Annotated in this window: 30 protein-coding genes; 4 read left to right on the forward strand and 26 right to left on the reverse strand. The window is 41.5% G+C overall.

Going from position 1 to position 26,956, the window contains the following annotated elements; genetic code table 11:
• Positions 1–26: 26 nt before the first annotated feature.
• From BO18_RS30985 to BO18_RS31030, 11 genes are all read right to left on the reverse strand, one after another.
• Positions 27–2,168: an ATP-dependent helicase gene (locus BO18_RS30985; RefSeq protein ID WP_242856637.1), complete on the reverse strand. Its 2,142-nt coding sequence runs from the start codon at positions 2,166–2,168 to the stop codon at positions 27–29.
• A gap of 137 nt (positions 2,169–2,305) precedes the next feature.
• Positions 2,306–2,479, reverse strand: coding sequence for a hypothetical protein (locus BO18_RS35305; RefSeq protein WP_185752651.1), 174 nt, complete (start codon positions 2,477–2,479; stop codon positions 2,306–2,308).
• Positions 2,480–2,622: 143 nt separating this feature from the next.
• Positions 2,623–2,862, reverse strand: coding sequence for a GlsB/YeaQ/YmgE family stress response membrane protein (locus tag BO18_RS30990; protein WP_034452798.1), 240 nt, complete (start codon positions 2,860–2,862; stop codon positions 2,623–2,625).
• Positions 2,863–2,891: 29 nt separating this feature from the next.
• Complete coding sequence (locus BO18_RS30995) at positions 2,892–3,074, reverse strand: DUF6440 family protein (protein ID WP_034452799.1); 183 nt, start codon at positions 3,072–3,074, stop codon at positions 2,892–2,894.
• A gap of 469 nt (positions 3,075–3,543) precedes the next feature.
• The gene (locus BO18_RS33865; protein WP_051689346.1) at positions 3,544–4,209 is read right to left on the reverse strand and encodes a histidine phosphatase family protein; all 666 of its coding nucleotides are present in this window, start codon (positions 4,207–4,209) and stop codon (positions 3,544–3,546) included.
• 39 nt (positions 4,210–4,248) lie between these two features.
• The gene (locus BO18_RS31010; protein WP_034452903.1) at positions 4,249–6,132 is read right to left on the reverse strand and encodes a family 43 glycosylhydrolase; all 1,884 of its coding nucleotides are present in this window, start codon (positions 6,130–6,132) and stop codon (positions 4,249–4,251) included.
• A 55-nt stretch (positions 6,133–6,187) separates the two neighbouring features.
• Entirely contained in the window at positions 6,188–7,330 is a 1,143-nt protein-coding gene (locus BO18_RS31015) for a dienelactone hydrolase family protein (RefSeq protein ID WP_034452800.1), read from the reverse strand.
• A 98-nt stretch (positions 7,331–7,428) separates the two neighbouring features.
• Positions 7,429–7,602 carry a hypothetical protein gene (locus BO18_RS35310; RefSeq protein WP_185752652.1) on the reverse strand — a complete coding sequence of 58 codons (174 nt, stop codon included), beginning with the start codon at positions 7,600–7,602 and terminating at the stop codon, positions 7,429–7,431.
• A 141-nt stretch (positions 7,603–7,743) separates the two neighbouring features.
• Positions 7,744–8,208, reverse strand: coding sequence for an Hsp20/alpha crystallin family protein (locus BO18_RS31020; RefSeq protein ID WP_034452801.1), 465 nt, complete (start codon positions 8,206–8,208; stop codon positions 7,744–7,746).
• Between the two features lie 235 nt (positions 8,209–8,443).
• On the reverse strand, positions 8,444–9,940 hold the full coding sequence (locus BO18_RS33870) for a sensor domain-containing diguanylate cyclase (protein WP_051689347.1): 1,497 nt from the start codon (positions 9,938–9,940) through the stop codon (positions 8,444–8,446).
• Positions 9,937–11,004 carry a substrate-binding domain-containing protein gene (locus tag BO18_RS31030; RefSeq protein WP_242856638.1) on the reverse strand — a complete coding sequence of 356 codons (1,068 nt, stop codon included), beginning with the start codon at positions 11,002–11,004 and terminating at the stop codon, positions 9,937–9,939. Before BO18_RS31030 ends, BO18_RS33870 begins: the two co-directional genes overlap by 4 nt.
• Positions 11,005–11,248: 244 nt before the next feature.
• Here BO18_RS31030 and BO18_RS31035 point away from each other — a divergent pair, with 244 nt between their 5' ends.
• Entirely contained in the window at positions 11,249–12,874 is a 1,626-nt protein-coding gene (locus BO18_RS31035; protein ID WP_034452802.1) for a diguanylate cyclase domain-containing protein, read from the forward strand.
• Between the two features lie 151 nt (positions 12,875–13,025).
• Here the strand turns inward: BO18_RS31035 and BO18_RS36400 are convergent, their stop codons facing one another.
• From BO18_RS36400 to BO18_RS31075, 8 genes are all read right to left on the reverse strand, one after another.
• Positions 13,026–13,490 carry a J domain-containing protein gene (locus BO18_RS36400; protein WP_051689348.1) on the reverse strand — a complete coding sequence of 155 codons (465 nt, stop codon included), beginning with the start codon at positions 13,488–13,490 and terminating at the stop codon, positions 13,026–13,028.
• Positions 13,491–13,510: 20 nt separating this feature from the next.
• Complete coding sequence (locus BO18_RS31045; RefSeq protein ID WP_051689349.1) at positions 13,511–13,936, reverse strand: hypothetical protein; 426 nt, start codon at positions 13,934–13,936, stop codon at positions 13,511–13,513.
• A gap of 205 nt (positions 13,937–14,141) precedes the next feature.
• Positions 14,142–15,083, reverse strand: coding sequence for a DMT family transporter (locus BO18_RS31050; protein WP_034452803.1), 942 nt, complete (start codon positions 15,081–15,083; stop codon positions 14,142–14,144).
• 2 nt (positions 15,084–15,085) lie between these two features.
• A complete protein-coding gene (locus BO18_RS31055) occupies positions 15,086–15,295 on the reverse strand; it encodes a hypothetical protein (protein ID WP_034452804.1) in 210 nt (69 codons plus the stop codon).
• Positions 15,296–15,495: 200 nt separating this feature from the next.
• Complete coding sequence (locus BO18_RS31060) at positions 15,496–15,903, reverse strand: PaaI family thioesterase (protein WP_034452805.1); 408 nt, start codon at positions 15,901–15,903, stop codon at positions 15,496–15,498.
• 86 nt (positions 15,904–15,989) lie between these two features.
• Positions 15,990–16,676 carry an SGNH/GDSL hydrolase family protein gene (locus BO18_RS31065; RefSeq protein ID WP_034452806.1) on the reverse strand — a complete coding sequence of 229 codons (687 nt, stop codon included), beginning with the start codon at positions 16,674–16,676 and terminating at the stop codon, positions 15,990–15,992.
• Between the two features lie 61 nt (positions 16,677–16,737).
• Complete coding sequence (locus BO18_RS31070) at positions 16,738–17,226, reverse strand: CinA family protein (protein ID WP_034452808.1); 489 nt, start codon at positions 17,224–17,226, stop codon at positions 16,738–16,740.
• A complete protein-coding gene (locus BO18_RS31075; RefSeq protein ID WP_034452809.1) occupies positions 17,226–17,822 on the reverse strand; it encodes a 5' nucleotidase, NT5C type in 597 nt (198 codons plus the stop codon). Before BO18_RS31075 ends, BO18_RS31070 begins: the two co-directional genes overlap by 1 nt.
• 170 nt (positions 17,823–17,992) lie before the next feature.
• Here BO18_RS31075 and BO18_RS31080 point away from each other — a divergent pair, with 170 nt between their 5' ends.
• Positions 17,993–18,562 carry a PepSY domain-containing protein gene (locus BO18_RS31080; RefSeq protein ID WP_051689350.1) on the forward strand — a complete coding sequence of 190 codons (570 nt, stop codon included), beginning with the start codon at positions 17,993–17,995 and terminating at the stop codon, positions 18,560–18,562.
• A gap of 71 nt (positions 18,563–18,633) precedes the next feature.
• Here BO18_RS31080 and BO18_RS31085 read toward each other — a convergent pair whose 3' ends face one another.
• The 5 genes from BO18_RS31085 to BO18_RS33880 form a co-directional block, all read right to left on the reverse strand.
• Complete coding sequence (locus BO18_RS31085) at positions 18,634–20,925, reverse strand: putative bifunctional diguanylate cyclase/phosphodiesterase (RefSeq protein WP_034452811.1); 2,292 nt, start codon at positions 20,923–20,925, stop codon at positions 18,634–18,636.
• Between the two features lie 148 nt (positions 20,926–21,073).
• Positions 21,074–21,382, reverse strand: coding sequence for a hypothetical protein (locus tag BO18_RS31090; RefSeq protein WP_081861352.1), 309 nt, complete (start codon positions 21,380–21,382; stop codon positions 21,074–21,076).
• Between the two features lie 137 nt (positions 21,383–21,519).
• On the reverse strand, positions 21,520–21,789 hold the full coding sequence (locus tag BO18_RS31095) for a hypothetical protein (RefSeq protein ID WP_034452814.1): 270 nt from the start codon (positions 21,787–21,789) through the stop codon (positions 21,520–21,522).
• Positions 21,790–21,927: 138 nt separating this feature from the next.
• The gene (locus BO18_RS31100) at positions 21,928–22,569 is read right to left on the reverse strand and encodes a DUF4867 family protein (RefSeq protein WP_034452815.1); all 642 of its coding nucleotides are present in this window, start codon (positions 22,567–22,569) and stop codon (positions 21,928–21,930) included.
• A gap of 119 nt (positions 22,570–22,688) precedes the next feature.
• Positions 22,689–23,708: a class B sortase gene (locus BO18_RS33880; protein WP_185752653.1), complete on the reverse strand. Its 1,020-nt coding sequence runs from the start codon at positions 23,706–23,708 to the stop codon at positions 22,689–22,691.
• A gap of 155 nt (positions 23,709–23,863) precedes the next feature.
• On the opposite strand from BO18_RS33880, the gene BO18_RS31110 reads away from it, so the two are divergent.
• Entirely contained in the window at positions 23,864–25,042 is a 1,179-nt protein-coding gene (locus BO18_RS31110) for an aldo/keto reductase (protein WP_034452817.1), read from the forward strand.
• Here the strand turns inward: BO18_RS31110 and BO18_RS31115 are convergent.
• Positions 25,039–25,323: a hypothetical protein gene (locus BO18_RS31115; protein ID WP_034452819.1), complete on the reverse strand. Its 285-nt coding sequence runs from the start codon at positions 25,321–25,323 to the stop codon at positions 25,039–25,041. The genes BO18_RS31110 and BO18_RS31115 overlap by 4 nt on opposite strands.
• Positions 25,324–25,396: 73 nt before the next feature.
• Here BO18_RS31115 and BO18_RS31120 point away from each other — a divergent pair, with 73 nt between their 5' ends.
• Positions 25,397–26,473 (forward strand): tyrosine-type recombinase/integrase, encoded by a 1,077-nt coding sequence (locus BO18_RS31120; protein WP_051689352.1) that lies wholly within the window; start codon positions 25,397–25,399, stop codon positions 26,471–26,473.
• On the opposite strand, the gene BO18_RS31125 is transcribed toward BO18_RS31120, so the two are convergent.
• On the reverse strand, positions 26,457–26,894 hold the full coding sequence (locus BO18_RS31125) for a flavodoxin family protein (protein ID WP_034452820.1): 438 nt from the start codon (positions 26,892–26,894) through the stop codon (positions 26,457–26,459). The genes BO18_RS31120 and BO18_RS31125 overlap by 17 nt on opposite strands.
• Positions 26,895–26,956 lie beyond the last annotated feature (62 nt).

Consider the following 26,956-nt stretch of genomic DNA (forward strand, 5'->3'; position numbering starts at 1 on the left):
CCGTCAGCTCTTGCTGCGGTTAAGTGTTAGTGAATTATCTTCATGCCCATATTAAACGCCACAGGATAGAGAAAAATCTTCTCATCCCCAGAGTCAAACTGCACAGTAAACTTTAGTGGGATCTCGTCATCATCGTAAGATACGTCTATTATGGTACCTTCCCCATATTTAGGCTGGGTTACTCTCTCGCCTATGATCAGCTGATCCGGAATCTCTGCCGGAGTCAACACTGCTTTTGGCTTCTTCTTAAGCAGCATTGTGGGCTCTTTCAGCGACACTTTCTTTTTCCCTCGCTCCTTCACCTCTTTTTCCTTGGCAGTAAGCTCTTTTACAAACACGGATGCTGCATCATCGTACTTAAAAATGGTCAGCTTCTCTTTTGCCCTGGTCATTCCTACATAAAAGATCCTTCGCTCTTCCTCAAAGTCTCGCCTGTCCTGGGAGGTGGCCGATTTATCTTTTTCCCTAATGACCTTATTGGGGAATACACCATTTATTACATCCATAAGGATGACTGAGTCATACTCAAGGCCCTTACTGGAATGAATGGTAGACAGGATAAACTTTGCACTGTAATCAGGAGTCTTTTCCGTAAGAAGGATCCTTAGCTGTTCGAGCCTATCAAGAAAGCCTTCTATGGTCTTCTCGTTCTTAGCCAGCATCTTAAGGATGAATAACTTGTTCGTATCCATGTTGTTGGAATCAAGATATTCACCATATCCCATATAGTTTTCAAGCCTATTAATGGCTTTAAATGGTGACTCCGAGGCCATGTTTCTATAGTGTGTGCGAAGAGACCTGCAGTTACCAAGTACACGTTTATTGATATCAATATATTCAGCAGCATCCCAGATGCCTGTATGACGCTCATCTGCAATCTCGCACATGGCCTCAGCATCAGGCTTTCTAAGAAATGCCTGGAATTTGAAGTATATCTTCATGAACAGCTCAGGATCCGCAGGAAAAAGTGCGAACTTAAGCATATTCACGACATCTATAACAACTCTGTGGGTAAAGAAAGCCATATCCACGTTCTTTATCCTGTAGGGTACATCTTCACGCTCAAGAATATCCACCAATGGCAGAATGCTCTCATTATCCCTGTAAAGCACAGCCGTCTGAGTCTTTGTGTCTCTTGCTACCTTTAAAAGATAGCTATACTGGGATTCCCTTGCGTTTAACTCGGTAATCGTTATATCGCTCTGAGGCTCTTTTGTAGCACACATATGCTTTTCATGGCGATCCTTGTTCTTCTGGATAAACTTATCTGCAGCCTCTACAATTCTGGCATTGGACCTGTAGTTCTTGTCCATGACAAGGACCTTGGCTCCCGGATGCTCTTTTTCAAAGTTAAGGAGAGCCTCTGGATAAGCTGCCCTGAAACCATAGATACTCTGATCTTCATCTCCCACCATAAATAGATTCCCATTTGCTCCGGACAAAAGAGATATGATCATATGCTGTATCTTGGAAGTATCCTGAGCTTCATCAACACAGATATATCTGTACTCACCCTGATAGTAAGCAAGGAGGTCCTTGGAGCCCTTTAGCATCCTGTAGGCGTATATCATCTGATCATCGTAGTCCATAAGGCTCCTGGCCTTAAGCTCGCTATTATAAGCAGTGTATATCCTGAAAAGATCAAATCCCTGGTCTCTTCCAAGCTGCTCTATCTCCTTCTCTTCAAGGCACATATTCTTACAGTAGGTAATAAGCGTCCTTATAGCCTTGATATCGCTTTCAGTCGGATATTCCCCTACCACCTTTACAAATATGTCTGTCAGGAGCTTTCCTGTTATTTTCTCGTCTGTTACCAGTTCAAAAGAGTTTTTGCCAATGATTCTACCGTAATGAGCAATTATTTTGGCACAGATGCCGTTGATAGTGCGGAATTCCAATCGATCTGCCATCTCATCTCCGAAGAGACTCCTGAATCTGTCTGCCATATCCCTTGTGGCAGCCACCGTGTAAGTAAGTGTAAGGATATGCTCCGGATCTATTCCTTTGCTATAAAGCATATATCCTAATCGGTTGACTAATACTGTAGTCTTACCGCTTCCCGGAACCGCCAGAAGCAGGACAGGTCCATCAATGGTCTGAACTGCCTCTTTTTGCTGGTCATTGAGTTTTTGGCCGTATTTGGCCCAGAAATCTATATCAGTAATCAAAAGATCCTCTTTCATACAAAAAAATATCGACTATCTTATGTTATCCTTTTTTCCTTGATATAAAACCATTTTACAATAGAATTGTAACAAAAATCCGCCCACAAAAGCGAGCGGATCCATAAGGTATTCTAAGCTATTTAAAGTCTTGATGATGACGCCAGGAATGCCCTTCTTTTTGACGCCCTGACTAATACATTATCTTCTCCATATGGCTGGTCATCATAATCAGGCATCGTAATTTCTTTTGCCTCCATGCTGTCAAACTGGCCATCTGCCCTGATTACACTAATCTCTTTATCAAGCTGATTCATTATTGTCTTCCCCCTCCAACAAATTCTTTTTTATTTTATCATCTGAGGGAAAAGAAATAACGTCTTGACTTTATGAATAGGATAATAATAGCACACAAAAAAGCGATCCATGAATCATCATTCACAGACCGCTTTGCCGAGTACTATTTTTCAAAGAGCTTTCTTCCAGCCCAGATACAGATGCAAGCACCTACTGTCGAAACAATAAGGCTGCCAATCAAACCTGTGGCAGTAAATCCGATGAGCTTAAACACAAGCCCTCCTACAAAACCACCGCCTATACCAAGAAGAATATTCTTGATCATTCCTGAATCTTCACTCATAAGCTTGCTGGCAATAAATCCAGCAATTGCACCAAGTATAAGTCCCCAGATAAGTCCCATTGCTTTTTCCCTCCATTCTTAATAAGTGTTTACCTATTTTCAACTGGACTGATTACCGGCTTACCTTCCCTGTCCAGCATGGGTGTAAGTCCTCCAGCATATCCACTTGCATGGAATATGTAGTTAACGCCTGTGTCCTGGTCTACCCAAATCTCTGTTACATTAACTGTTCCCTGTGAATAAACTTTTTTAAATCTTTTATCCCCTGTCATGTCTTTTTCCTTTCATATTTAGGCTCTATCCAAAAGACTGATGAGCCCAACTACCAACAATACCGGCAATGCAATGACAACAAATCCTTTAAATACAAGCCCCATAAGAATAAGTGGAAGGAACACCAGTGTAAACATAACTTTGATGATGCTCCAGCTTGCTTTAAATGCAAAGCCAATCATTTTTCCAAAGATCCATAAGAAAAATATGATAAAAAGCAGCGACAACATGATTCTCACCATCCTTTCCCAAATAACCATTGTCATCTGTTGCTTGTTGATGAATTCATTATATGGCTTTCACATTTAGGATTATATGATCATTTCAGCGAAAAGCAATATGTTATTTCGCTTTTTTTGAAAAAGACATTTCACATAAAAAACTGCGAAATATTAAAGTCGAAAAGCTTATATTAAGCGGTATGGACTATAATCTCTCCTTTTTTAACTATTCAAAGCCTAATAGTATTTAGACTCTTCCCGAAAAATATGGCGAGTCCTCAGGCTTTTGTCGAGGCGCCCCTTCTGGGATGAAATCTTCAAAATAAATCTTTTGATCTTCAAACCACTTTTCGCTGTCTACCCTGCACCTATAGCCCATGCCATTAGGGCATAGAATGAATTCATCCCGGGATTTATCTGTTTCTAGGCATACCCCAAAGAGAGTGTCCATTATATCCCCATGCAGAAAAATAGCTGCACTATTCGCGTTCTCACTTATGCATGTGCTGATAATCCTGGTAATCCCCGCTCTTATCCTAAAAGAGGCTTCCAGATAGCTTTCTCCACCTGGATATATCACTGATGGGCCCTTAGTGAAATACTTATCTTTCCCAATAGCCTTACATAGTACATCTATAGGCTCATTATCAACAGATCCATAATCCACTTCCCATAGTTGTTCTAATAGTATTGGTGCCTTGTCTGGGTAATACATATTTGCAGTTGTAACAGCTCTTTTCGCCGGGGATGAAAAGACAAGCTGGACATCTGGAATCTCATAGCCACCCTTTATCTCTTTTAGCTTCGCAAGCCCTTCCTCGCTTACAGGAATATCTGTCCTTCCTGCACACTTCCCCTCAACGTTGCTGATAGTTTCACCATGCCTAAAGAATATTATTTTTATCTCACTCATTTTATTCGCTCCAAATTAGTCTGTTGGCTTCAATCAGTGTCAGAAAGAATACCATTCCTTAGTAAACTTCACAATCAGATCATCTTCTCCCGCAAAGGCATACATTCCTACAAGTGCACCGGTAAAACGCTTGCCCCTTTTAATGCCTTCATCACATAGATAATAAACATTATCTAGTGTTGTGAATAGCCTTTCGCTGTCACTACCATCTATGTAATAAGACAGCTTTCGTTCCAGATAATCTGCAGTCATTTTAAGCCGTACAGATTTTGTCCCAAAAGGAATCGCTTCCTGTGCTATCTCATAACTGTCTTCATCTCCGATGTGCTCGTTAGAATAAAGATACAGCTTGCCCACTCTGGAAGTTATTCCAAACTCCAGATAAGTATTCTCATCATAGTATCCTGTTATTCCAGCGCTCTGGCTCTCAGACATCTCAGGAATAACAAGTGTTACCTCATAAACAAAAGAAAACGCTGTCTGCCTTCTAAGCACTATATTCCTTCCATCTACACTGGAGAGCGGTGCTCTGCTACCCTTCACCAAAAAAGTGCCGGTTTCTTCGTCGTAAAGAACGTCTCCCTTTTTAAAAGGCCTTGGAGTCATATAATCAAATGGCAGTCCACACTCTGAAATTCCCGACTGGCCCTCGCCCATGGAATCTGCATAAGGCTTTACCTGCATGGCAGATGGCCCTTTAAGATTGTTTACAATTGGCCATCCATCTGCAGTCCACGTGACAGGATCAAGCGCAGTTTCGCGGCCAAGGATACTGTATCCTTTCCCTATAGACCTTCCGCACAGATACACCATATACCATCTTCCATCCTGCGTCTCAACAAGATCACCATGTCCGCATCTCTGCAACGCAGCATCAGGATCTTCCTGTCTCATTATTGGATTGTATGGACACGGTTCATAGTTGCCAAAAAGCTCTTTTGACCTGGAAACGGTAACTCTGTGGCCTGGCCCCGTACCTCCTTCAGCTTCCAAAAGATAGTAATAGCCGTCTTTCTTATAAAGATGTGGTCCCTCCGGCGCTCTCTTATGGTCGCCATAGAATAGAAGCTGCGCCTCGGATATCTTTTTTGTCCCGGTTTTATCCAGTTCAAATATCCTTGCCCCTCTGTTAAGGAGCATATATCTTTTTCCATCATCATCATTGAAAATACTGGGATCAATCCCGTCCTCATCAATGAATACCGGCTTAGAATATGGCCCTTGTGGCTTATCAGAAGACACTACCATTTGCCTCCTGTAGACTGGTGGAACGTCATTTAGTCTGTATGTAGCAGTGATGTAGAACTTTCCTTCATAAAAAGAAATATCGGGAGCCCAGTAGCCTCTCCCGCCTTCGAGCTCATCAAGATACGCCCAGTCCGGATTTGTGATGGCATGACCAATTATCTCCCAATGGATCAGGTCCCTTGAATGAGATATTGGGATGCATGGGAAAAAGATAAATGAGGAATTGACCATATAATAATCATCCCCCACACGACATATGGAAGGGTCAGGGAAAAAGCCTGTTCTCACAGGATTCCTGTAATAGTCTTCATATTTATGGCCATAATGTTCTTCCAGGTACTCCTCAATCTCTTTTGCCCCTGTTTCATGGACTATGTCCCAGCTTGTTTTAAGACTTTGGTCTCCTTCAAATGGATCCATGCCACACTTCTCAACAAGATATCTGAATACATCGACACTACCACATTTAGCCGCATAGTGAAGCACATTCCTGTGATGATCATCGAATTCATTAAGACTTATCCGCGAATACTCGACCAGATATCTTACAAGTTCAAGATTTCCTGTTTCTGCTGCACTAAACAGAGCCTCCTTGCTCACAAGATTTGGATTGTCAACAAGGATGCTTTTTACTCTATCAATATTTTTTTCAGCAATTGCCTGTAATAGATCCATGTCTGTCATAACTCCCTATCATCATCGTTATGAATCCAATTCATCATCCCCTTGTTCATTGTTCGAACAGCCACTCCATGTATGCGTCATCTTCCATCACGACAAGCTCCACGTGATGATAGCTGTATGTTGCATCAGGAGCAGAATCTGCGCCAGCAGCATTCATTTCCTCATCTGTGTACTCTGTAAAACGTACCTCTTTGGCTCCCAGGTTTTCAAGCGCTTTTACAGCTGTTTCACTGTTAGATGCCGGAATGGTGTTATCGTTTTTTGCGTGTGCAAACCACACCGGAACGTTCACCATGTTCTTAAGGTTAAGTAAAGAATTATTTGAATAGTTAAGCGCTGGACACAGTGCAAGTGCGCCCGCGACATCTTCCGGATATTTTTCAGCATATTCAATCGTTGACAGACCTCCAAAGGAGTTGCCCATAACATACACCTTATCGGCATCAACTTTGCCATCAGAAATCATCTGACCGATTATGTCATGTACAGATGTAAATACTTCATCCCTTCCTTTGGAAGAGAAATATGTATTATCGTCTATGACAGGAGCCAGAACAAAGCAAGGTCTCTTTTCCTGGTTCTCCGGCTCACCCCACTCTACAGCAGTCCTGTATGTCAGGAGATTGTTTGTATCTCCGTATCCATGGAATACGATGACGACAGGCATTGGTTCAGACTTCTTAGGGTCAAAGAGATGATAATCAAAAGAAACACTTCCATTTGAAGTATATGTTTCAAAATCATCTGCCACAGGGGTGATGACTTCAGATATATCACTGCTGGAAAAGTCAAACGTAGAATCTTCACTGCAATCTACCTTAAACTGTCTAACATAAAAATACTTCTCAGGAAAACTGTCCGGTGTAAGCGTAAGTGTATTGCCTTTAATCTCTGCAGCTGAAAAAACAGCTTCAAAGCTCCTTGTGTCATCACTTCCCCAATATCCGGCTTCTCCGGACAGATGGAATGACTCCGGAGCAACGTTTGCATTTCTTATCTCCTTTTCAAATGTCAGAACAAAATTTTCAGGATATTGTCCGGTCTTTCTCACGGATGTGTTAACAGTTACATTTGTTAGCACGTTAGTCGAATCCACACCGGAATCATCTGCAAATTCCTGGCTTCCACAAGAAGTAACTATCACTGTTGCAAATAAAAGGGCAATGACAAATAATCGCTTTGAATTCATTTTTCTTTCTCTTTTCTCTATACAAATCACACACAACAGGCGCAAAACAGAGCATTGCCTCCATTTTGCGCCCGTTTTAACTCGAAATTATAATCAGGTCATTTCATGCCTTCCCACAATCGTTCCCGTTCGGTAAACGCCACCGTTGATTTCTTTGAAATCTCCGGTACTATTTTCTGTTCGCTGACATTATCAGTAAACAGGGCCGATTCTTCCTGACCTTCGTAGATCACCTCTTCTTCAGTGACATGAACTGTACTTGTTACTTCCATAATCCTGCCCTCCAAAAAAAGAAATGTTATATTTGATTCTATTTTATCAAATCACGTCATTTCAGTCCATTGGGTCCTCTAAATATTTAAGCCCGCCACTACTATTTAAGCAGTGGCGGGCTTAGAGAGTGATACTATGTATTAGCCTTCAATAGCTATCAAATTCTTTTCCGGAATCTTTTTCTCAATAGCCTTTTTAGGAATTATCAGATTTAGAACTCCATGTCTGTAGTTGGCATCAACATCCGCCTTTTCGACGTTTTCTCCAACGTAGAAGCTCCTCGTCATGGATCCTGCGTAGCGTTCCTGTCTAAGGAGTTTTCCTTTTTTGTTATTCCCCTCCTTATCCAGATTCTTAGAAGCACTAATGGTGATGTAGCCGTTATCAAGCTCAACTGTAATGTCCTCTTTTTTGAAACCAGGAAGGTCTACTGAAATTTCGTAGTTATCATCTTTTTCCCGGATATCGGTCTTCATCATCCTTGATGCTTTTCTGCCATAGAGCTTACGCTCCATGTCGTGCTCCATGCCGTCGAATTCCTTCAAATAAGGGAAACCAAACAGCTCGTCAATAAAATTCTCTTCAAAAATACTGGGTGCTAACATAATGATTACCTCCTTTGCGCAAAAACAATTTGTTAACTGTCATTGAGCATTGGGACGGAGGGTTTGGATCATTGGAACCTCTGAGTCCTAACGGTCTTCTCTGTTCCTTTGTTCTACTTATGGTATAACACCACAGTTAGCACTCGTCAATAGAGAGTGCTAATTTGAATAAAAATATATTGTCTCCACCAATACAAAATTAATATCTTAGTTTATTTACTCCCCATATTCTCCATTATTCTCTGGTCTTTGCTCCCATGCTCTTTAATTCTTTTTTGCGGTCATACATCATATGGTCTGCTCGTTCAAACACATCATGTAACTGAGCATCACCCGGCTGAAGTAATGAATGGCCAATAGAAACAACAACCTCATCTTTACCGATGTTTTCTTCTACCTGTTTATTAAAGGCCGCAATTGCTTCATCCCTGGTATCGTATCCTTTACCCTGCAAAAGAACTACGAACTCATCTCCACCTGTTCTATAAACAGAACCATGATTGAAAATATCACAGATAAGTGCACTTGCATCTTTGATAAGTTGATCTCCGGCAGCATGTCCCTTTGTATCATTGACATATTTCAGCCCATTTACATCACATGCAATAAGCGCCAGTTTATCAATAGCCCCTTCACGGATCCGACTGTCCAGCTGGGCTTCCATCTCCATGTAGGCATGTTTATTTCTGACTCCTGTCATCGAATCAGTATTTGCCATACTCTTGAAGACTTTGCTGTGTTCTTTTTCTTCATCAAGTTTTTCGTTAGCAACGCGCCTTATCATATAGAATAATATGGCCGAAAACAGCGAAGCTACTACAAGCAGGAATAACAACTGCCTATTATTGGTCCTAAGGCTCTTTTCACTGATCTCCTGGATCTGATCCTGAATAACGCTCTCGCGGATCATTAAAACCAGCTCCCAGCCGGTGCCAGGAACAGGTTCATAGCATATCGTATCCACTATGTCATTTATGCTAAAAGTCAGCGTTCCTCTTTTATTATTCGCAAAATCATCGCGAAATGAATTCCACTTTTCCACTGACACATTTCCGCTTGTGGCATCAAAAATATTATTCGTTCCAATAATCTGGCCAAGCTCTGTATCTGATATATTGCCTCCATTTGTAGAATACAGCGCAAAATGCGTACTTTCCTGATCATCAAAAGCAAGCAGCTCAACTATGTCATTAATATCGATCTGAACAAAGCATGCTTTAAACTGTTTGCCCATTATCTTTATATCAACCGGGATTGCCAGGCAAAGATCTATAGATGATCCATAATTGAAGACTGTGCTTATCATTCTGCCTTCCAAAGTTTTCTTCGCAAGGAATGCATGTCTGCTTCCTCCGGTATACGTGGTATACTGCGTATAAACTATATCGTCCTCATCTACCAGCGCAAAACGGTTAAGGGACAAGAGCCTCTTCATTTTACCGATAGCAGCGCGAAGATCCTCCTGGGATTCTATCTTTTCTTCATCTATGACACTTACAGCCTTTTCCATGTAGTCAAAATTATTGTCGATCAGGTTTGCAATTGTCTTGGCGCGTCTGTCTGCCATTGATTCAAGATAAAATGCACTTACAGCAGAAACTGCCTGATTGGTAGACGAAACAGCTTGCTTAGAAGCCCAAAAAGTATTGGCGATTACCATTACCATGATAAGAACACTTCCTATCGCCGCAGTTATAGTCACTGCCTTTTCAGTAATCCTTATCCTTTTCATTGCGTAGAGTCTCCATACAAGATTTCAAGCATTGGTATTGCATCTTCCTGATAAATAATAGTTGTTCTTTCATCAGTTTTGTCCGGGAAAAGAGATCCTGGCATATTTCCATCTGCTATTTTTACCGCAACCTGTATAGTATCAAAGCCAATTGAGAAGCAATCCTGCACTCCAAGGCAATAGATCACGCCCTTGTTAAGGTAATGAAGTGCCTCCTGATCATGGTCCATTCCCACTATTACTGCTTTACTTCCAAGTCCAGTAACCGCTCTGGCAGCTCCAACTGGATTACTCATATTGCAGCATACAAAACCGGCAATATCAGGATTGTCCTTTAGCATCTTTACAGCCAGTTTGAAGGCTTTGTCTATGGAGTCCATGTCATACTCCACTGCTACTATTTCCATATCTTTATATTTAGCTATAGTATCTTTTGCCCCCTTCGCTCTGTCTTCATGACAAGGAGCTCCGTAGCTTCCAACGAGTATACCCACTTTGCCCTTGTAGCCAAGTTTTTTGCATAGTTCTTCTGTTAGATCTGCACCATCCTGATAGTTATGGGTATTCCCAACGTAAGCAATCCTCTTGCTGCCCGGAGCTGCATCAGAGCTTGAAAAGGTCATGACCTTATAGCCTGAATCCACCATTTTATCCAGTACAGGAGATATCTTCTCCTCATCTGCCACATCCACTCCGATTACATCATAATCACCTTCCTGGGCATGTAATAATTTATTAGTCTGATCCTCATAAGAAACTGCATCCGGAGCCATGTACTCATAGGTAATGACAATGCCCTTTTCAAGATATTTTTTCTGAGCATCCTCCATTCCAAGCGCAACAGCATCCCACCACGGATGAACTATCTTGTAAGTAAAGTAGAAGTTGTATCTCTTCTTGGCAGGCACATAATCATCTAGATTATGTTCAAAGTCCACCACACTATTGGTATCGCCCGCTTTTATCCCGTTATCCGTAGAATATCCACTGCTGGTACCTGCAATCACAAGAGAAACCGCTACAATAAGAAGTTTTCTGAATATATTCTTCTGCCTCTCGGACATAACCTTCCTCCTTGAAGACATAATTATCACTTTAAACATTCACCCACTATAAATAATACTATATTTCGCTCGCTTTTATTCTTAAATATATATAAAGAAAAGCTGCCATATTATCGTGTTAACATCTTTTTATGATAGAATATACAGTAGTTGACGTTTAAGCGTTGCACAAAAATGAGGCACAATTAAAAAAGCTTTAAAAAACCTATGGCAGCTACCGATAGTTCTTTTAGGAGAAGATGTAATGCGTTCATTAAGGACAAAGCTGGCCGTTACAATGCTCTGTGTGATATTTGCAGTCATTTTGGTCATAACAATGCTTAGCGCGATTTTCATACGCAATACTGCAAGCCGTAAGTCTGATCAGCTGCTCCTTATGCTATGCGAAAATGGGCAGTATAGTTTGAATTTCTATTTTGACAGTGTTCAGAACTCGGTTAACAATATCACTGCCTTTGTAGAAAACGATCTGCAAGGGCTTGAAGATGCGCAGCTTGAAGAACATATGGAAAATGCCAGGGAATACTTTGATTTTGTTGTTTCCCATACAGATGGCGTTCTGACTTATTATTATCGTATTGATCCTTCCATCTCATCCACAGTCAAGGGCTTTTGGTATACAAATCTTGACGGTAAGGGATTTAGCGAGCATGAAGTGACAGATATCACACTTTATGATGTAAACGATACCTCAAAACTGGTATGGTTTACCGTTCCAAAATTTGAAGGTAAATCCATCTGGCTTCCTCCCTACATCACAGATAACCTTGATGTCCGTGTTATTTCCTATGATGCGCCAATTTACTATAAGGATCAGTTTATAGGTGTGGTAGGAATAGAGCTCGACTATTCTGCAATGGCAAAAGAAGTTGATAGCATAAGGTTCTACGATAACGGATATGCATTCCTGAGCGATACTGATGGAACTCTCTTCTATCATCCCTATATTGATGTGGCAAATCTTCCTGAAGGCATAACAAAACAAATGCCCTACAGTAATAAAGCCACGAGTTCATCTGTTCAGTACACCTATAATGGTGTGCTTAAGGAGGCAGTGTGGCTGCCTCTCAGTAACGGCATGTATCTTAACATAACCGTTCCAATTAGCGAAACCCAGGGTGAATGGCGTGGGCTTATTATAAACATTCTTATTTGCGCCATAATTGCACTAATTGCTGCAGGTATCTTTTTAATGCTCTCTTTGGGATTAATAACCAAGCCCCTTGTGCAGCTCACCGAGGCTGCGGAGCAGATAGACAAAGGAAATTTTGACGTTGATCTCAACTATGACAAAGATGATGAAATTGGAAGACTAACGAAGTCATTCAAGAAACTATCCGGCAATATGAAAGCTCATATCAACGCACTGAATGAGCAGGCTTTTATCGATTCACTTACTCATGTAAGAAATAATGGTGCCTTCTTGCTTGCTATTGAAGAACTGCAGGAACAGATTAATAACGGATCTGTAGATCCGAATTTTGCACTGGGCGAATTTGATTGTGATGGCCTAAAGCGCATCAATGATGAGTACGGGCATGATAAAGGCGATATTTATCTAAAGAAAGCCTGTCGTACCATCAGTGATGTATTCAAACGAAGCCCTGTTTACAGAGTTGGTGGTGATGAGTTCTTTATCATTTTGAAAAACGAAGATTTCCAAAATCTGGATTTCCTTCTGGGTCGTTTGGACAAAGTCATTGATGAAATAAATGCATCAGCTGATGAACCCTGGGAACAAGTATGGTTGTCAAAGGGTTTTGCCATCTATGATCCTGCCGAAGATAATATTGTTCAGAAGATCATGCAACGGGCAGATATGCTGATGTATGAAAATAAGCGAGAGAGGAAAATGGGCCGGGATACCTGACTTATGCTCAGAATCCTATGGTGTCTTCCTTGGCATACAGAAGGTTTTCTTTTATTGTTCCATTGAAAAGATATGTCTCCTGGGTAACCACTCCGATGCTCCTTAAGGTTCAGCGTAGTTATTACCTTTTCTGAGAGCACCAAAACCATCCTCAGAAGAACAGGAACATTCTGAATACCATGGACAAGATCTGAATAATGACAAACCACCTGATAAGCTTAAAAACGAAGGAACCACGGTACACCGGAGTCCGGTTATTCCACATGTTCCAGTTATTCCATGTATTCCAGGTTTCATTTGTGTTACTATAGCCCCTACTATTATCAGTACTACTCCACTGCCAGTATGTCTGATAGCCCTCAAAAGGATTTTCCTCCCTCTGAGTGTATGTTCGTTCCTCAGTATATGTATGAGCCTGATGGTACCTTTCAGCACCGGGCTTTGTAAGGATATCGTACGCAGCGTTTATCTCATTCATCTTCTCTGCTGCAGCTGCATCTCCGGGATTAAGATCCGGATGATATCTCTTTGCAAGCCTTCTATGAGCTTTTTTTATCTCTTCATCTGATGCTCCGGGAGCAACCCCAAGAACTTTATAAGGATCTAACGTCATCATAACCATTTCCTCCGACCATATCAGGTCTTTTTAATAAACTTCTCACTGCACTTTGGGCATCTTATCTCAATTCTGCCCTTCCCCTTTGGAACTCTTATCTGCTGATGGCAGTTCTTGCATATATAGTATCTGCTCACCTTTCTATCTCTAATCTGGAGTTTCAAAAGGCTAAGGTACCTTCTTGGAAGTTCTGTCATAGATAGAAATTTCTGATTTTCTTCATATCTTTTAGGAATGTTCTTTGAATAAACTCTGAAAAGCGAGTAACCAAAGGACAAAAACCAAAGGATGTATATCGTAGCACTTCCTGCAAATAGATTTAGAACCAGAAGCATTATTGAGATCATATTGCAGAATCTTGCAAGATTGTCATATCCATTTCGTCCGTACATAAACCGCGCCAGTTTATATACAGCTTGCGAGCTAAATTGTTTAAGCTTGTCCATTTTGATACCTCCAAAATTATGAAGAATGTTTTCAACTATTTTTTCTTTGTATTATGCTCTTAAAACCTTAATCTAAGCTTAAAGAGATGATAATTTATTATATCCGAATCCTTTTAGCAAATACATGTTAATATCAGCGAGATTTTTGGCCCTATTTCACGTTTTCTGAGAAATGAATTTCATAAGTTCAGCACAAAAGAAATACTCATTTTTCTGCTCCTGTATTCACTATAACAATCCCAGCAGCCACCAAAAGAAGCGCCATTAATCCTGTAATGGAAAAAGCCTCATTATTTTCTCCAAGAAATAGTGCCGATAACATTACGCCCATCACAGGATTGATAAATCCAAATATGGACACTCTGCTGACGGGGTTGTGCTTTAACAGGACTCCCCAAAGTGTATAAGCGCCAGCGGAAATAAATCCCATGTAGACCAGATTGTATACGCAGGATACACTATAAAAATACAGGTGCCCACCCATAATAGCTCCAATTATAAAAAGAACCAGACCTCCCAACATAAACTGATAGCCACTCAGAACTACCGGATTTTCATATCTGGAAAAAATCTTTATAACACAGGATGAAAAGGCAAAAAACAAAGCTGCCATCAGCATCGCCCCTTCTCCCTGGAAGGATATGGCACTACCATCAAATAAGGTCTTAAATCCGCCAAGTACCAAAATTATTCCTGAAAATCCCACAACACATCCTGCCAGTTTACGAACAGTGAGCTTCTCCAGCTTGAAAATACACGCTGCGACGATTATGGCCAGAAAGTTCCCGGACGCATTTATAATTGAACCTTTCACACCACTTATATAAGCAAGGGACATGAAAAAGAAAAAATACTGCCCTACTGTCTGAAGAAGGGAAAGCACAGCAATATATTTAAAAGAGCCTTTCTGCGGAATAAGCATTTTCCTTGATAAGATCGACCCAAATACTATTGTCATCGCTCCTGCCAGAAGGAATCTGGCGCCTGCAAGCATTATCCTTGAAGCTGTATCTTCCGGCAGAATCTTAAAAATATCATATGCTATTTTTATAGCTGGTGAAGCACTCCCCCATAACACACAGCAAAACAGCGCTGTCAAAAAGGTTATGGGAAGGTATGACCAGATGCTTTTCTTTGTTTCCGTCATTTTTACTTTCCTGTCAGTCCAAATCCCTGTTCAAGCCAAGGTGTCCCAGATTCTATTCCGGCATTATCAGCGCTGTTCTCTATTGAAGCAGATGGCGCATTACCATCAGCCTGCGTGGCCGTGTTTGACGGTACTGTATTTTTGCCACATGCTGTCACAATAAAAACTGTTGCTGTAACGATCAACAAGGTTTTCGATAATCTTTTTTTCATGTACGTATCTCCATTAAGCTTCTGCAGACTCATAATCGAGTAGTAGGCTGACTCCTACTCGATTTCGCACACGAACATTCCGCATTTCATGCTCCATGTTCTTACGACCGGCAAATGAATTTGTATGCAAGCATCCATTCGCTTGCCGGTCTTGTGCTACAAAAAAAGAAGAAGTATTGTACTTCTTCTCATGCACGGTTTTAGTTTCTGAAAGGCACATGTGCACCGGTAAATGATACTATGGCAATAAGCTTTTCCATATCATCCGTTACCGTAACCTCAAAAAAGCTGTTTCTTTTACCATCCTTCATGAGTCTGGCCTGTGCAAACAATTTAGTTCCTGTGCTGGCTGAAAGAAAAGTCGCCTGTCCCACAAGACTTACGGTTGCAGTCTCTTTATCATAATTAGATGCAACAGCAAAAGCAAAATCAGCAAGGGTGTAGATTGCACCACCCATTATCCCACCATATGCATTCCTATGGTGTTTTGTGATTTCCATGCTGCATTTTGCGTAGTCTTTACCTATTTCATCAATCTGTATGCCTGATAACTCCGTGGCGTACAGATCTTTTGAAAAAATTTCTCTTGCTTCTTCCAGTGATGCCATTTTTAATCCCCATTTTCTACGTATTCACACCCAACTTTTTAATACTAAGATTATAAATGAAATACGCTAATCTGTGTATATGCTTTCTACTTGAGAGATGACAGCACATAGCTCCACAGCTCTGTTGTCGGCTGTGGGAAATAATGGATCCCATCCTCTGTACTTATTGTGATAGTTTTGCTCTTACTGATGAAGGTGTAAAGATCTATGACCTTTACGCCCTGCCCTTTTGCCCATGCCTTAAGAGCGTCATTGTACTTGACCTGATTGGCATCAACATAATTTATACTATCGCCGTTTCCTTTATTGAGATACTCATCCTGTGTAGGTCCCACGGTACAGACAACTACTTTCTTTCCCTGGGCGATCAACTGGTCATAATAGGGGCCATACTGGCTAAAATCTCCTCTGTCATTGCATCCCATCCAGCTCACAAGAGTGTCGAAGTTATCCACCCCATATTCATCTACCACTTCTACAAGAAAAGAAAAGTCACAGGAATTCTGGCAATACACTGACATTCCATCACTCTGAAGGTTTCTTAATTCCCACTCATCTGCAGAAAACATGTCTACAGTCCTGGAATCTCCCACAAAAAGGATCCTGCCATAGTCGACTTTTTTAGCTTTCTTTTTTGCCCCCAGAACAGCAGGCTCAGCACTGGCATTATTCCCCTCAGAAACCGAAGCCGTCTGCTGAGGCGCCACGCTTCCACAAGCCATAAGGCCAATTGTCATGATCATCGCAAACAATATAGAGAAGTATTTTTTCATATCGGATTCCTTTCTAGTGCTTTAAACCTTTTATCAACTTCAGTTGCTGTTCATCTTCTCATCAAATGCGAAGTTCATCGACAATCTTATCTGCCATATAAAGCTTGTAATACAGTCTTGATGGTTGCTCAGGTACCTTAAAATAGAAGCTTTTTATCTCATTCCTTGTGGCAATTGCAAAATAAACTTCTCCGGGAACACTGTCCTCATTATTTGGATCGGTATTTCCAAAGCTGCCTGTTACGCCAACTCCTATATCAGCGTCATAGTATTCTCTGCATACCCTGGCCATTTCAACAGCTGTTTCCTTTGAATAAACGCCATACTCCCGGATTGTCTCCTTGGAAACTCCAATTCGGATCTTGGCTTCATTACTATAGGTAACAAATGCCCCCTTTATGATTGCGGAAGAGCCTTCCGTATCAGTTATCAGAGACGCTATCTGCCCACCGGTGCAGCTTTCCATAGTCGTGATCGACATGTCGCTTTCTATCAGATGTTTCACCAGATCGCTATATTTTGCCCGGATTTCTTTTTCCCAATCTGTCATCAGCCTACAATACCTCTTATCATCTCCCAGTCAGTACAACGAACATAATTATCCGACGGAAATTCGCAGCTCTTATTCCAAGGTCGGTCAAAAACCAGTACCTTTAACTCCGGCAAATGGTCGAAGAATTTGAATGCACTTGGTGAATCCTCTACGGCGACATCGAAATGCATCTTATAATAATCCTCTAATTCTATGGTAAATTCACTGTTTTTGAAAAAGTGGTCCCTTCCATACTTATTCAGGCAGTACAGATCCACCCGTTCCAGTCCATGCTGATCAAGCCAACCACGGGATGCATCATAGGTAAGACTTGGACGTCCGGTGATTATTCTCACATCATGTCCGGCATCCAGCCAGGCATTTATAGTCTCAGAAGCCCCCGGAGTCTCATCATAAGAAAGAAGCACCTCAGGCTGATGCCCTGCTATCATCATCTCATCGTACTGATCATCTGTAAGTTCAAATGTTTTTTGCAGGCTAAAATACTTCATATTTTCATATGGAACTCTTTTTCCATACATATCTTCCACCAGCCTGGAAAAGCTCTTTGCTGTTTCGCAAAGACAATCGTCAAAGTCAACGTAAATTTTCATCCTGGATCCTTCCTCGTTTTTTGCCTAAAAATCTAGTATTTTTTATCACACAATTTGTGTGACACTTCTGTGATTATTGTACTGTTATTATTAACTCAAGAAAAGAGCAAACCACTTCCCCAGGGGAAGAAAAGAGAGAAAAGGCTAAAGAGAGAAAAGGAGAACCGAATATGAAGAAGAATATCATCGCAACAGCAACAACAGTTATCACATCAGCAGTAATGATCTTTACAGCAGCACCTATCACATCATTCGCAGCAGGAAATATCACAATAGATCAGGCTAAAAAAATTGCCCTTGAAAATTCAGGACTTAAAGCAGACCAGGTTACTTTCGTAAAAGAAAGTAAGGAAATAGATGACGGAAGAACTCAGTATGAAGTTGAGTTCTATGTAGGAACCACTGAATATGATTATGAGATCGACGCAGCTACCGGAGCAATTATCTCTTTTGACCAGGACATGGAGACAAATATCGTAGCCACAGCTCCTAAGGCAACAACAGCTACCACAGCTGCTACTACAGTTGCAACCACAGGCATCACAAAGGATCAGGCTCTTCAGGTAGCACTCGATCATGCAGGATACAAAAAGAGTGACGTTCTCTTCCCAACAGTTAAAAAGGATTTCGACGACGGAATGGAAATCTGGGAAGTAAAATTCTACGTTGGATTATATGAATATCAGTACGACATTTCAGTAGCTAACGGACAGATCATCGATTTCGATTTAGACGATTGACCTTCATTACATAACTTTTTTCTCTCTTAAAATCGGGAAAGGCTCCAAAAGAGTCTTTCCCGGTTTTATTTTTATAAAGACTTATCAAGAAGGGCTTCGAAATCACTTAGTGGCAATGGTTTGGAAAAATAGTATCCCTGGAACAATATACATCCCAGTTTATTTATGATATTGAAGTGTTCGACCGTCTCAATTCCTTCAGTCAAAGAAACTATTCCAAGGTCCTCGGAAAGTCTGATTACGTTCTTAACTACTATATTGGCCCTTTCTTCGTCGCTTCCTTTGCCCAGGAACTTCATATCGATCTTAAGAACATCTACAGGCATATCCTTAAGCATGTTAAGAGACGAGTATCCACTTCCAAAATCATCCATCTCGACAATGAAGCCCTGTTTTCTGAACTCCTCCAGAACCTTCATCTTATCGTCGGTGTCTCTCATCATACTGCTCTCCGTCACCTCTATGCGGAGATTTCTGGGATCTATGTCATATTCAATAACAAGTCTCATTACCTCTGCAAGAACATCTGCAGCATAAAAATCTTTAGGCGAAACATTCACAGAAATAAAAAGATCCGGATATTTCTTTTCCCACTCTGACAATATCCTGCACGCCCATCCCCATATATGTTTATCAAGATCAACAATCATGCCATTCTCTTCAAAAAGAGGGATAAAATCACATGGAGGCATAAATCCATACACAGGATGTATCCATCTGGCCAGGGCTTCAGCTCCAACTATCTTTCCGTTCCTGTCAGCTATTGGCTGTAAGTAAGGAATAATCTGATCTTCTTTGATGGCTGTTCCAAGCTGCGCAGAGATTTCCTGATTCCAGATCATCTTATCCCTGATCTTCTTATCAAAGAAGGCCACATGTCTTTTGTAATTATCCCTAATGGAATCCAAAGCCATGAATGCTCTGTCAAATAAAACATCTACATCCTCGTCTCCATCCTCGATCTCGCAGAATCCGAGATGGATGACCAGATGCTGTTTTGTATCTCCAAGCTCAACCTCAAAGCAGGCAAGGTCCCTCTCAACTATATCCTGGATGAACATCCTCTTTGGCAGGCATGATCCAAAGGTATCACCTGATATTCTTCCATATATACAGTTCTCATCAGAGTACTTCCTCTGCCAGTTAGCAACCTGTATAAGGGCTTCATCGCCGAATTCCCTGCCGAAAGCATCGTTAAACATCTTGAAATCGCAGATGTTGATAGCAGCTATATAGTAGTCCTTTAGCTCATGCTGTTTTAGCTTATCGGATATCTTTTTGAAGGTATATTCCTTGTTATATACTCCTGTCAGGGCATCATGATTTGCTGCAAAAAGCTCAGCCTCTATGCGCTGTTTTTCTTCTGTGATATCTCTCACTCTGACATAGGAACCAAGAACTTTGCCCTTGCTATCATGGAAATATCCCCTGGCAATCACATAGCAGCGCTCATTTTCAGATACTCCCACATCAAACTCAACTTCCTGATTCTCAAGAAGCTCTCCGATCCTTTTATAAAAGTTTCTTAGAGCAGCTGATACTTTTTCGTAATCCGTTCCGTCATTACCTGTAAGTCGCATCGCTGCCTCATTTGCCCAAATACATCTTCCCTCCGGTCCATAAAGCAGGATTGCAACCCTTGTATCAGAGATAATATCCGCAAGCATACTGTCCAAAAGCCTAAGTGGTCTGTAATAAATTGAGAAGTAGAAAATCAATAGTCCAAAGACTGCAAACCCCACCATTGATCTGTCAATGGGTGTTTGTGAAAAGATATAGTAGGTCTGCCAAATAGTACCGATGATCATGCTGATCAGTATCACGATATAGCGTTCTCTATAGACCCTTGGTACTTTGATGCTTCTGATAATGAAGACAATCATTACCATAGCCATGGCGCCATAACAGACGATTCGATGGAAGACCTGCCCCAGCAAAGGGGTCATTATAAAATAAGGTTTTCCGTATGCTTCAATTTCATGAATGACAAATGCGTGTCCAAAAGGTATATTACAAAACATCTGAACCACATCTATCGTCAGGAGATAGTATATCCAGGTTGGAACACTGGTAGAACGCTCACCTTTTGCGTTTTTTACACGGCAATACTCGTTGGTAAAACCTACCATAGCAAACATGATAAGATCCATGCCAATATAGTAGGTATAACAGCCCACCAGAGCGACATTTCTGGTAGTTGCACCCACGATTATCATATTTCCGAGAACAGGGGGAATTAAAGATAGGCATAACAGGAAAACAGACTTACCTATAGCCTTTTTTGACCGTAAGGAAACAAGGCCGCAAATAAGCAATGTAGCTATCAGTATGGCAAATAGTATGATAAAAGCCGTTCTGATCATCCAGCTCTGCCTCCAAAAATAGTAAAGATGAGACTCCACCTAATACTATTCTATCACAGTTTTATAAATTATCGATAAATAATTAGTTGTATATAGATAAATGAGAGAAACAAAAAAGCCCCACCATAATGGTGAGGGCTTATGAACCTCATGAATAGCTGCGGTCTTCCTTCATTGTTTCCTGTCCGCTCTCTCTTATGACCTTTATTCCCTCGATGGCCACCTGATAGATCATAGCCATTTCTCTCGATGCAGGATCCGCGTAGCTGCATTTTGATTTCAGGCCCTTGAAATACTGCTCTGCCTTCTCAATAACAGGCTTGGTAATCATGATACCATCACAATAAAGGGTCCCTGTCTTTGGATCATAACGAGACTCATTGTACTTAGTCTGTGCAAAGTCACCTGCACCCATTCTTGCCGCCAGCTGGTTGATCAAATCTTCTCTGTCTGCCATATATTCCGCCTCATAATTAGTAACATTTTTTTTGGTGTACATCTATTATACCCCAAACAAAAAAACCGGAAAAGCCCCAAGGGTATTTCCCGATTTTCCTGTGCTTGCTTAATGATTCATTCCGTTCCATCAAGTAATTACGCATATTTCTTTTGAAACTTTGATTCCAACACTTGCATCTCTGCGAAGTTGTTAAGTACATCTTCGTTTTCGAAAAGCATTTCCACTGAAGAATACAGTATAGCATTCAGGTCTGGAAGATTTTTCAGCGCTCTTTTGCTCAAATGTCTCCCCCTGAGCTTTTCCTCAAGGGATTCATCTACCATCAGGTAGATACTCCCATTAACTGAAATCCATCTAGCCAGATACTTCCTGCCCTCAAAAGAAATTGTATCAAACGTCGCCATGTCTCCCCCTCCTCGTATGACATTGCCGGTAAAATGACCGCCGGTCATTAGACGCCACGTCCTCAAATATAGCAGTAAAAACATACGAAGTAAAGGTCAAAACATTACGAAAACGTTATCTTTATACTTTTTTAATAATTAGATATCTGCTGCAATATCGATATTCTCACCTGTGATTCCAACCCAGGCGCCGTTTTTAGCCTCGGAAGCCTCTGCATGAGCAAGGAGCCATTTGTTAGTAGCTGTCATAAGCTTATCTTCCTGATTGCCGGGTGTAAATGAAGGCATTCCAACATTAGTGCCCTTTGGAAGACCAACAAGAACCTGGAAGCCAGAATCCTTATGAGCCTGGCATGGAGCATAGTGAAGAGCTGTTGCATATACCTCAACCATCACTCCCTTAGGTACAAGGAAAGCCTTAACCTTGCTGGAATCAATCTTGTAATCAACTATTTCTTCTCTTTTTGCCAGAAGAAGGATAAAGTCTGTAGCACCAAGATTTATCTCGCTTGAACGATGATACTCAAGGCAGTTGAGCTTGGTATTGTGACCATTGCACCATCCAAACTGCATTGGTGATCCGCCAAAGAGTGAATTGCTGATCTTATCAGCTGCTGGAAGCTCCTGAAGAGCCTTTTCCTCAGCCACATAATCTGTTCCCTCAGGAACTGGAGTCTTTTCTCTCAAAGCATCCTCAATCTGCTTCTTCTCCTCTTCGTACCCCTCAATAATCCTTCCGTAATTAGTAAATTCCGAATCTGTAACTTTAAATATTTTCATTTTGCCCTCCTGAATTGATAAAAGAATACAATCTCACAAGATAATGATACCTTCCTGGGGCAAACAAATCCTATCAATATTTGTCGAAAACAGTTCAATTATTGCTTATGGCAAAAGGTTCAGTCCTCATCTACCATAACTCCCAGAACTACGAACTGGAGCTCATCTTTATCGGTACAGGTTGACAGTGTCACAACCTTTTTTGACTCATTGACCGGAATCTCAGAATCCATGTAGGATTTACGTCTTACGGGCTCGGCATCCTCCACGAATACTTTTGATGCATCTCCCACATAGTCGTAGATCACATAGTTTTCAGGCACATCCATGTACGCAAATATAAGGTATCTATAGCTCTTTTCCGGTGTGATGATCTGGAAATACTGATGAGTATCATAGTATCTTGGGTCTTCCCTATAGTCCCTTAGGCTTCCGAACATGCTTCGATCCTTCATATTGTGACCGTAGATGATCGAATTGGAGTCAGAAAAATCAGCTGAGGACCTATAATCAAGGAAAACCGCTCCGGTTCTGGCTTCTTCTCCGTCATATCCAAGTACGCGGTACTTGCTGTTGTCCTCTCCCTGCATGATCGGGTAACTTATGTGACCATCCCCAAAGTACACCCAGCCCACAGTTTCAGGATAATCCTTGGCAAAAGAACTAAGGTCCACATCTAAGGTGTTCCACTCCTTGGTGGCTTTTCTTGACACCTCAGGCTGTGCAGCAACTTCAGCGGAAGCTTCCTTCATAGCAGCCTCTTCCTGCACCATCTGACAAACGGTTGCCTCTGCCATAGCTTCTTCCTGAACCTCAGCAGCCTGTGTATATTCCGGCAATGGCATCGTATCAACAGCTCTGGCAGTAGGCCCCGCCAGCTGCATCACCGTAGTTCCGAGAATCAGTACAACAGCCAGTGCTATTCCGATCTTTCTTTTATCAGAAATCAGCAGCCTGACAAGGGACCAGATCCCTCCTGCGATTCCAAATAATGCACTTATGATAACGATCAAAAAAAGGGCAAAAAAAGTGGCGACTTTAGCACATTGCCTATGCTTCTGGTTAAATCCCCTTACTCCCAGCATAAGCTTCGTAATCAGGTCCCCCTTGCACCGATCTATTGGGTTTTTATCGAACAATGTTACTATTCCTCTCTTATTTCTTTTACTTATTAAAACAGCCTTTGTATGATACCACATTTTTCTTGACAAATGTATTAAATGTTTTATCATTTATTTTATACAATATAATTGTGCGCATAGCGCCGGGTTTTCACTTATTTTGAGAGGTAATTATGGAGTACAGGCAAAACAAAAACGGGGAACCCATATCCATTCTTGGATATGGCTGCATGAGATTTACTACTAATGGAAGAGGCATCGACATTGATAAGGCAGAGAAAGAGATCATGGCCGCCTTTAGACAGGGTGTGAACTACTTTGATACTGCTTATGTATACACCGGATCTGAAGCTGCCCTGGGTGAAATCCTTGAGCGTAACAATATCAGAGACAAGGTAAATATTGCCACCAAGCTCCCCCAGTACCTGGTTGGAAGCAGAGCTGCACTGGACAAATATTTTGACGAGGAGCTAAAAAGGCTTCGCACTGACCATGTGGACTACTATCTGATGCACCACATGACTGCCATGAACCAGTGGGATAAACTTGAAAATGTGGGAATCAGGCAGTGGATTGAGGGAAAAAAGGCCTCAGGCCAGATCAGAAATATAGGTTTTTCCTATCATGGAAATACAGAGGACTTTATCGGGATCCTTGACGCCTATGACTGGGATTTTTGCCAGATCCAGTACAACTACGTGGATGAGCACTCTCAGGCTGGCAGAGAAGGCCTTATGCATGCTGCAGAAAAGAACATTCCGGTAGTTATCATGGAACCACTAAGAGGCGGTAAGCTTGTAAATCAGCTTCCTGAAAAGGCAAAAGAACTCATAGCTGCTCAGCCAAATGGTTATACTCCTGCAGAATATGGTCTTAGATGGCTTTGGAATCAAAAAGAGGTTACCTGTGTTTTATCTGGAATGAACTCCATAGAAATGGTAGAAGAAAACTGCCGTATTGCTTCCAGCGCAAAAGCAGACTCTTTTACCGAAAAAGACTTTGAGGTTATAAGCAAAGTTAAAGAGATAATCTCAGAATCAGAGCTGGTGGGCTGCACAGGCTGCAGATACTGTATGCCCTGCCCTAAGGGCGTAGATATCCCTGCTCTGTTTAGAAGCTATAACATGACTACTGTAGACAGCAAGTCAGCAGCAAGATTCGAATATGCCCAGACTGTAGGCCTGAAAAAAGACCCTGCCTTTGCCACCCAGTGCATAGGCTGCGGAAAATGCGAACAGCATTGCCCACAGAATATACCCATAAGAGAAAAACTCAAGGAAGCAGACAGGGTCATAAGACCTCTCCCCTACAAGGTTGGTATCAATGTAGCAAGAAAGTTTATGCTGCGTTAAATTGACTCCTTAAAAAGGTTTGCTGAATAAGTTGTGAAATTGTCCTCCACCCACTTGGTGAAGTCCTCGGATGTCATAACTTTATCCCCAAATTCCTCAACTATAATGTCATCAGACCTGTCAACCACTCTTTTATACAGCTCAACGATCAGCTCATTCAGGTACACCTGTGTTCCTGTACTTGGAAGTTGGTCCAGTTCTATCAGAGTATCAGTGATCTCTTTTGTGATATGATGCTCATGCTTGATTGCCTCGAGTAGTTGTTTTTCGTCCTTTACCATATGAAAGCCCCCTTTCAACAGTCTTCTTATCTATATTATATGATACAATTGTACTTAGCGGAGGAAAAAGTTTATGGGCGAAAATTCAGCATATTACAGGGAAATGAATCAGGCAAAGCGCGAAAATATCAAGCAGGTAAAGGCTCAGCTTCCACAGCACACTCACGCTTTCATCGAGGAGTGTCTCTTGAGGTACCAGATCAACACTGTCTACAGCTACAGCCATGATCTTTTGATCTTCTATCAGTATCTTAAGCAGAACAACCCCCTGTGCAAAAATCTTGATACAAAAGATATCTCTTTTGACGTTATAAAGTCCCTTTCCCCCGCAGATATCAACGAATTTCAGAACTATCTTGGTTTCGGCGACAGAGAAAATGGTAAAAGAGGCGAGAACCCTCGTGCAGTTGCCAGAAAAATGGCATCCATAAGAAATTTCTTTGGATACCTTGTAAAAATGGACCTTATTGCCCAGGATCCCACAGCTAAGGCCGCCAAAAAGAAAAGAGAAATTGAAAACGAGATCTTCAGACTGGATTCCGATGAGGTAAAACAGCTCATGGATGCCGTTGCCAACGTTCAGGTAAAGAACAAGCACTCCAAGGCCCTTTGTGAGAATACAGCCAAAAGAGATCTTGCCATAATAACCCTGCTTCTTGGAACCGGGATCCGTGTCTCCGAGTGCGCCGGAATCGACTTAAATGACGTAAACTTTAACACCAATACCATCTCCATTGTCAGAAAAGGTGGTAAGGCTACGGATATTTATATAAGTGAACAGGTTCGAAATGCCCTTAAGGACTACATCAAGCATGAACGTCCTATGCTTTTGGCGGATGAAAAAGAGCCTGCGTTGTTTATCTCTCTTAAACATACGAGGCTCTCTGTCAGAAGCATCCAATATATGGTTGAAAAATACGGAAACAATCTGGGCCTTACAAGGAAATTATCTCCTCACAAGCTCAGAAAGACCTATGGTACCGCCCTTTATAACAAAACAGGCGATATTTATATGGTTGCCGATGTCCTTGGCCACAAGGATGTCAACACCACTGTCAAACACTACGCAGCCATGGAAGAAAAGCATAAACAGATGGCTGCTCAAATAGACATTTATGGTTCAGAAGACGATATTACTGAAGTCCCTTAAAGAATTCTACAGCGTTTTTAAGGTCTGTCTCATCGGGATGTCCCTTGCTGGTTCCGCCAACAAGCTTGAAAGGACCAAAAGTGTTGTAACCGTGGCAGGAGAACTTGCCAACTACTTCAGCATTCTTTCCGCTGATGGAAGGCTCCATTGACTTTGAAAAGTCCTTATCCATGGCGCTTGTCATAATGTAGAAGATCTTTTTACCCTGTGGAAGATTCACCTGGGCAAAGTTCTTAACCTGCTGATGGAACTGTGCTGCATATATTCCTGATGCAAATCCGATCAGATCATAGTCGGAAAGATTCTTTTCTCTAACCTGTGTAACATCTACAAGCTCAACATCACATTCTTTTGCTATTGCCTCAACCACTTTCTTTGTGTTGCCGTGATGAGTAGATGCATACGCAATAACTGCTTTCATATCTTTGTTACCTCCCTTTGTGTATCTTTGCATATATGTAAATTATAGCGCCTTTTAGGTAT

It is taken from the genome of Butyrivibrio sp. AE2032, from assembly GCF_000702965.1.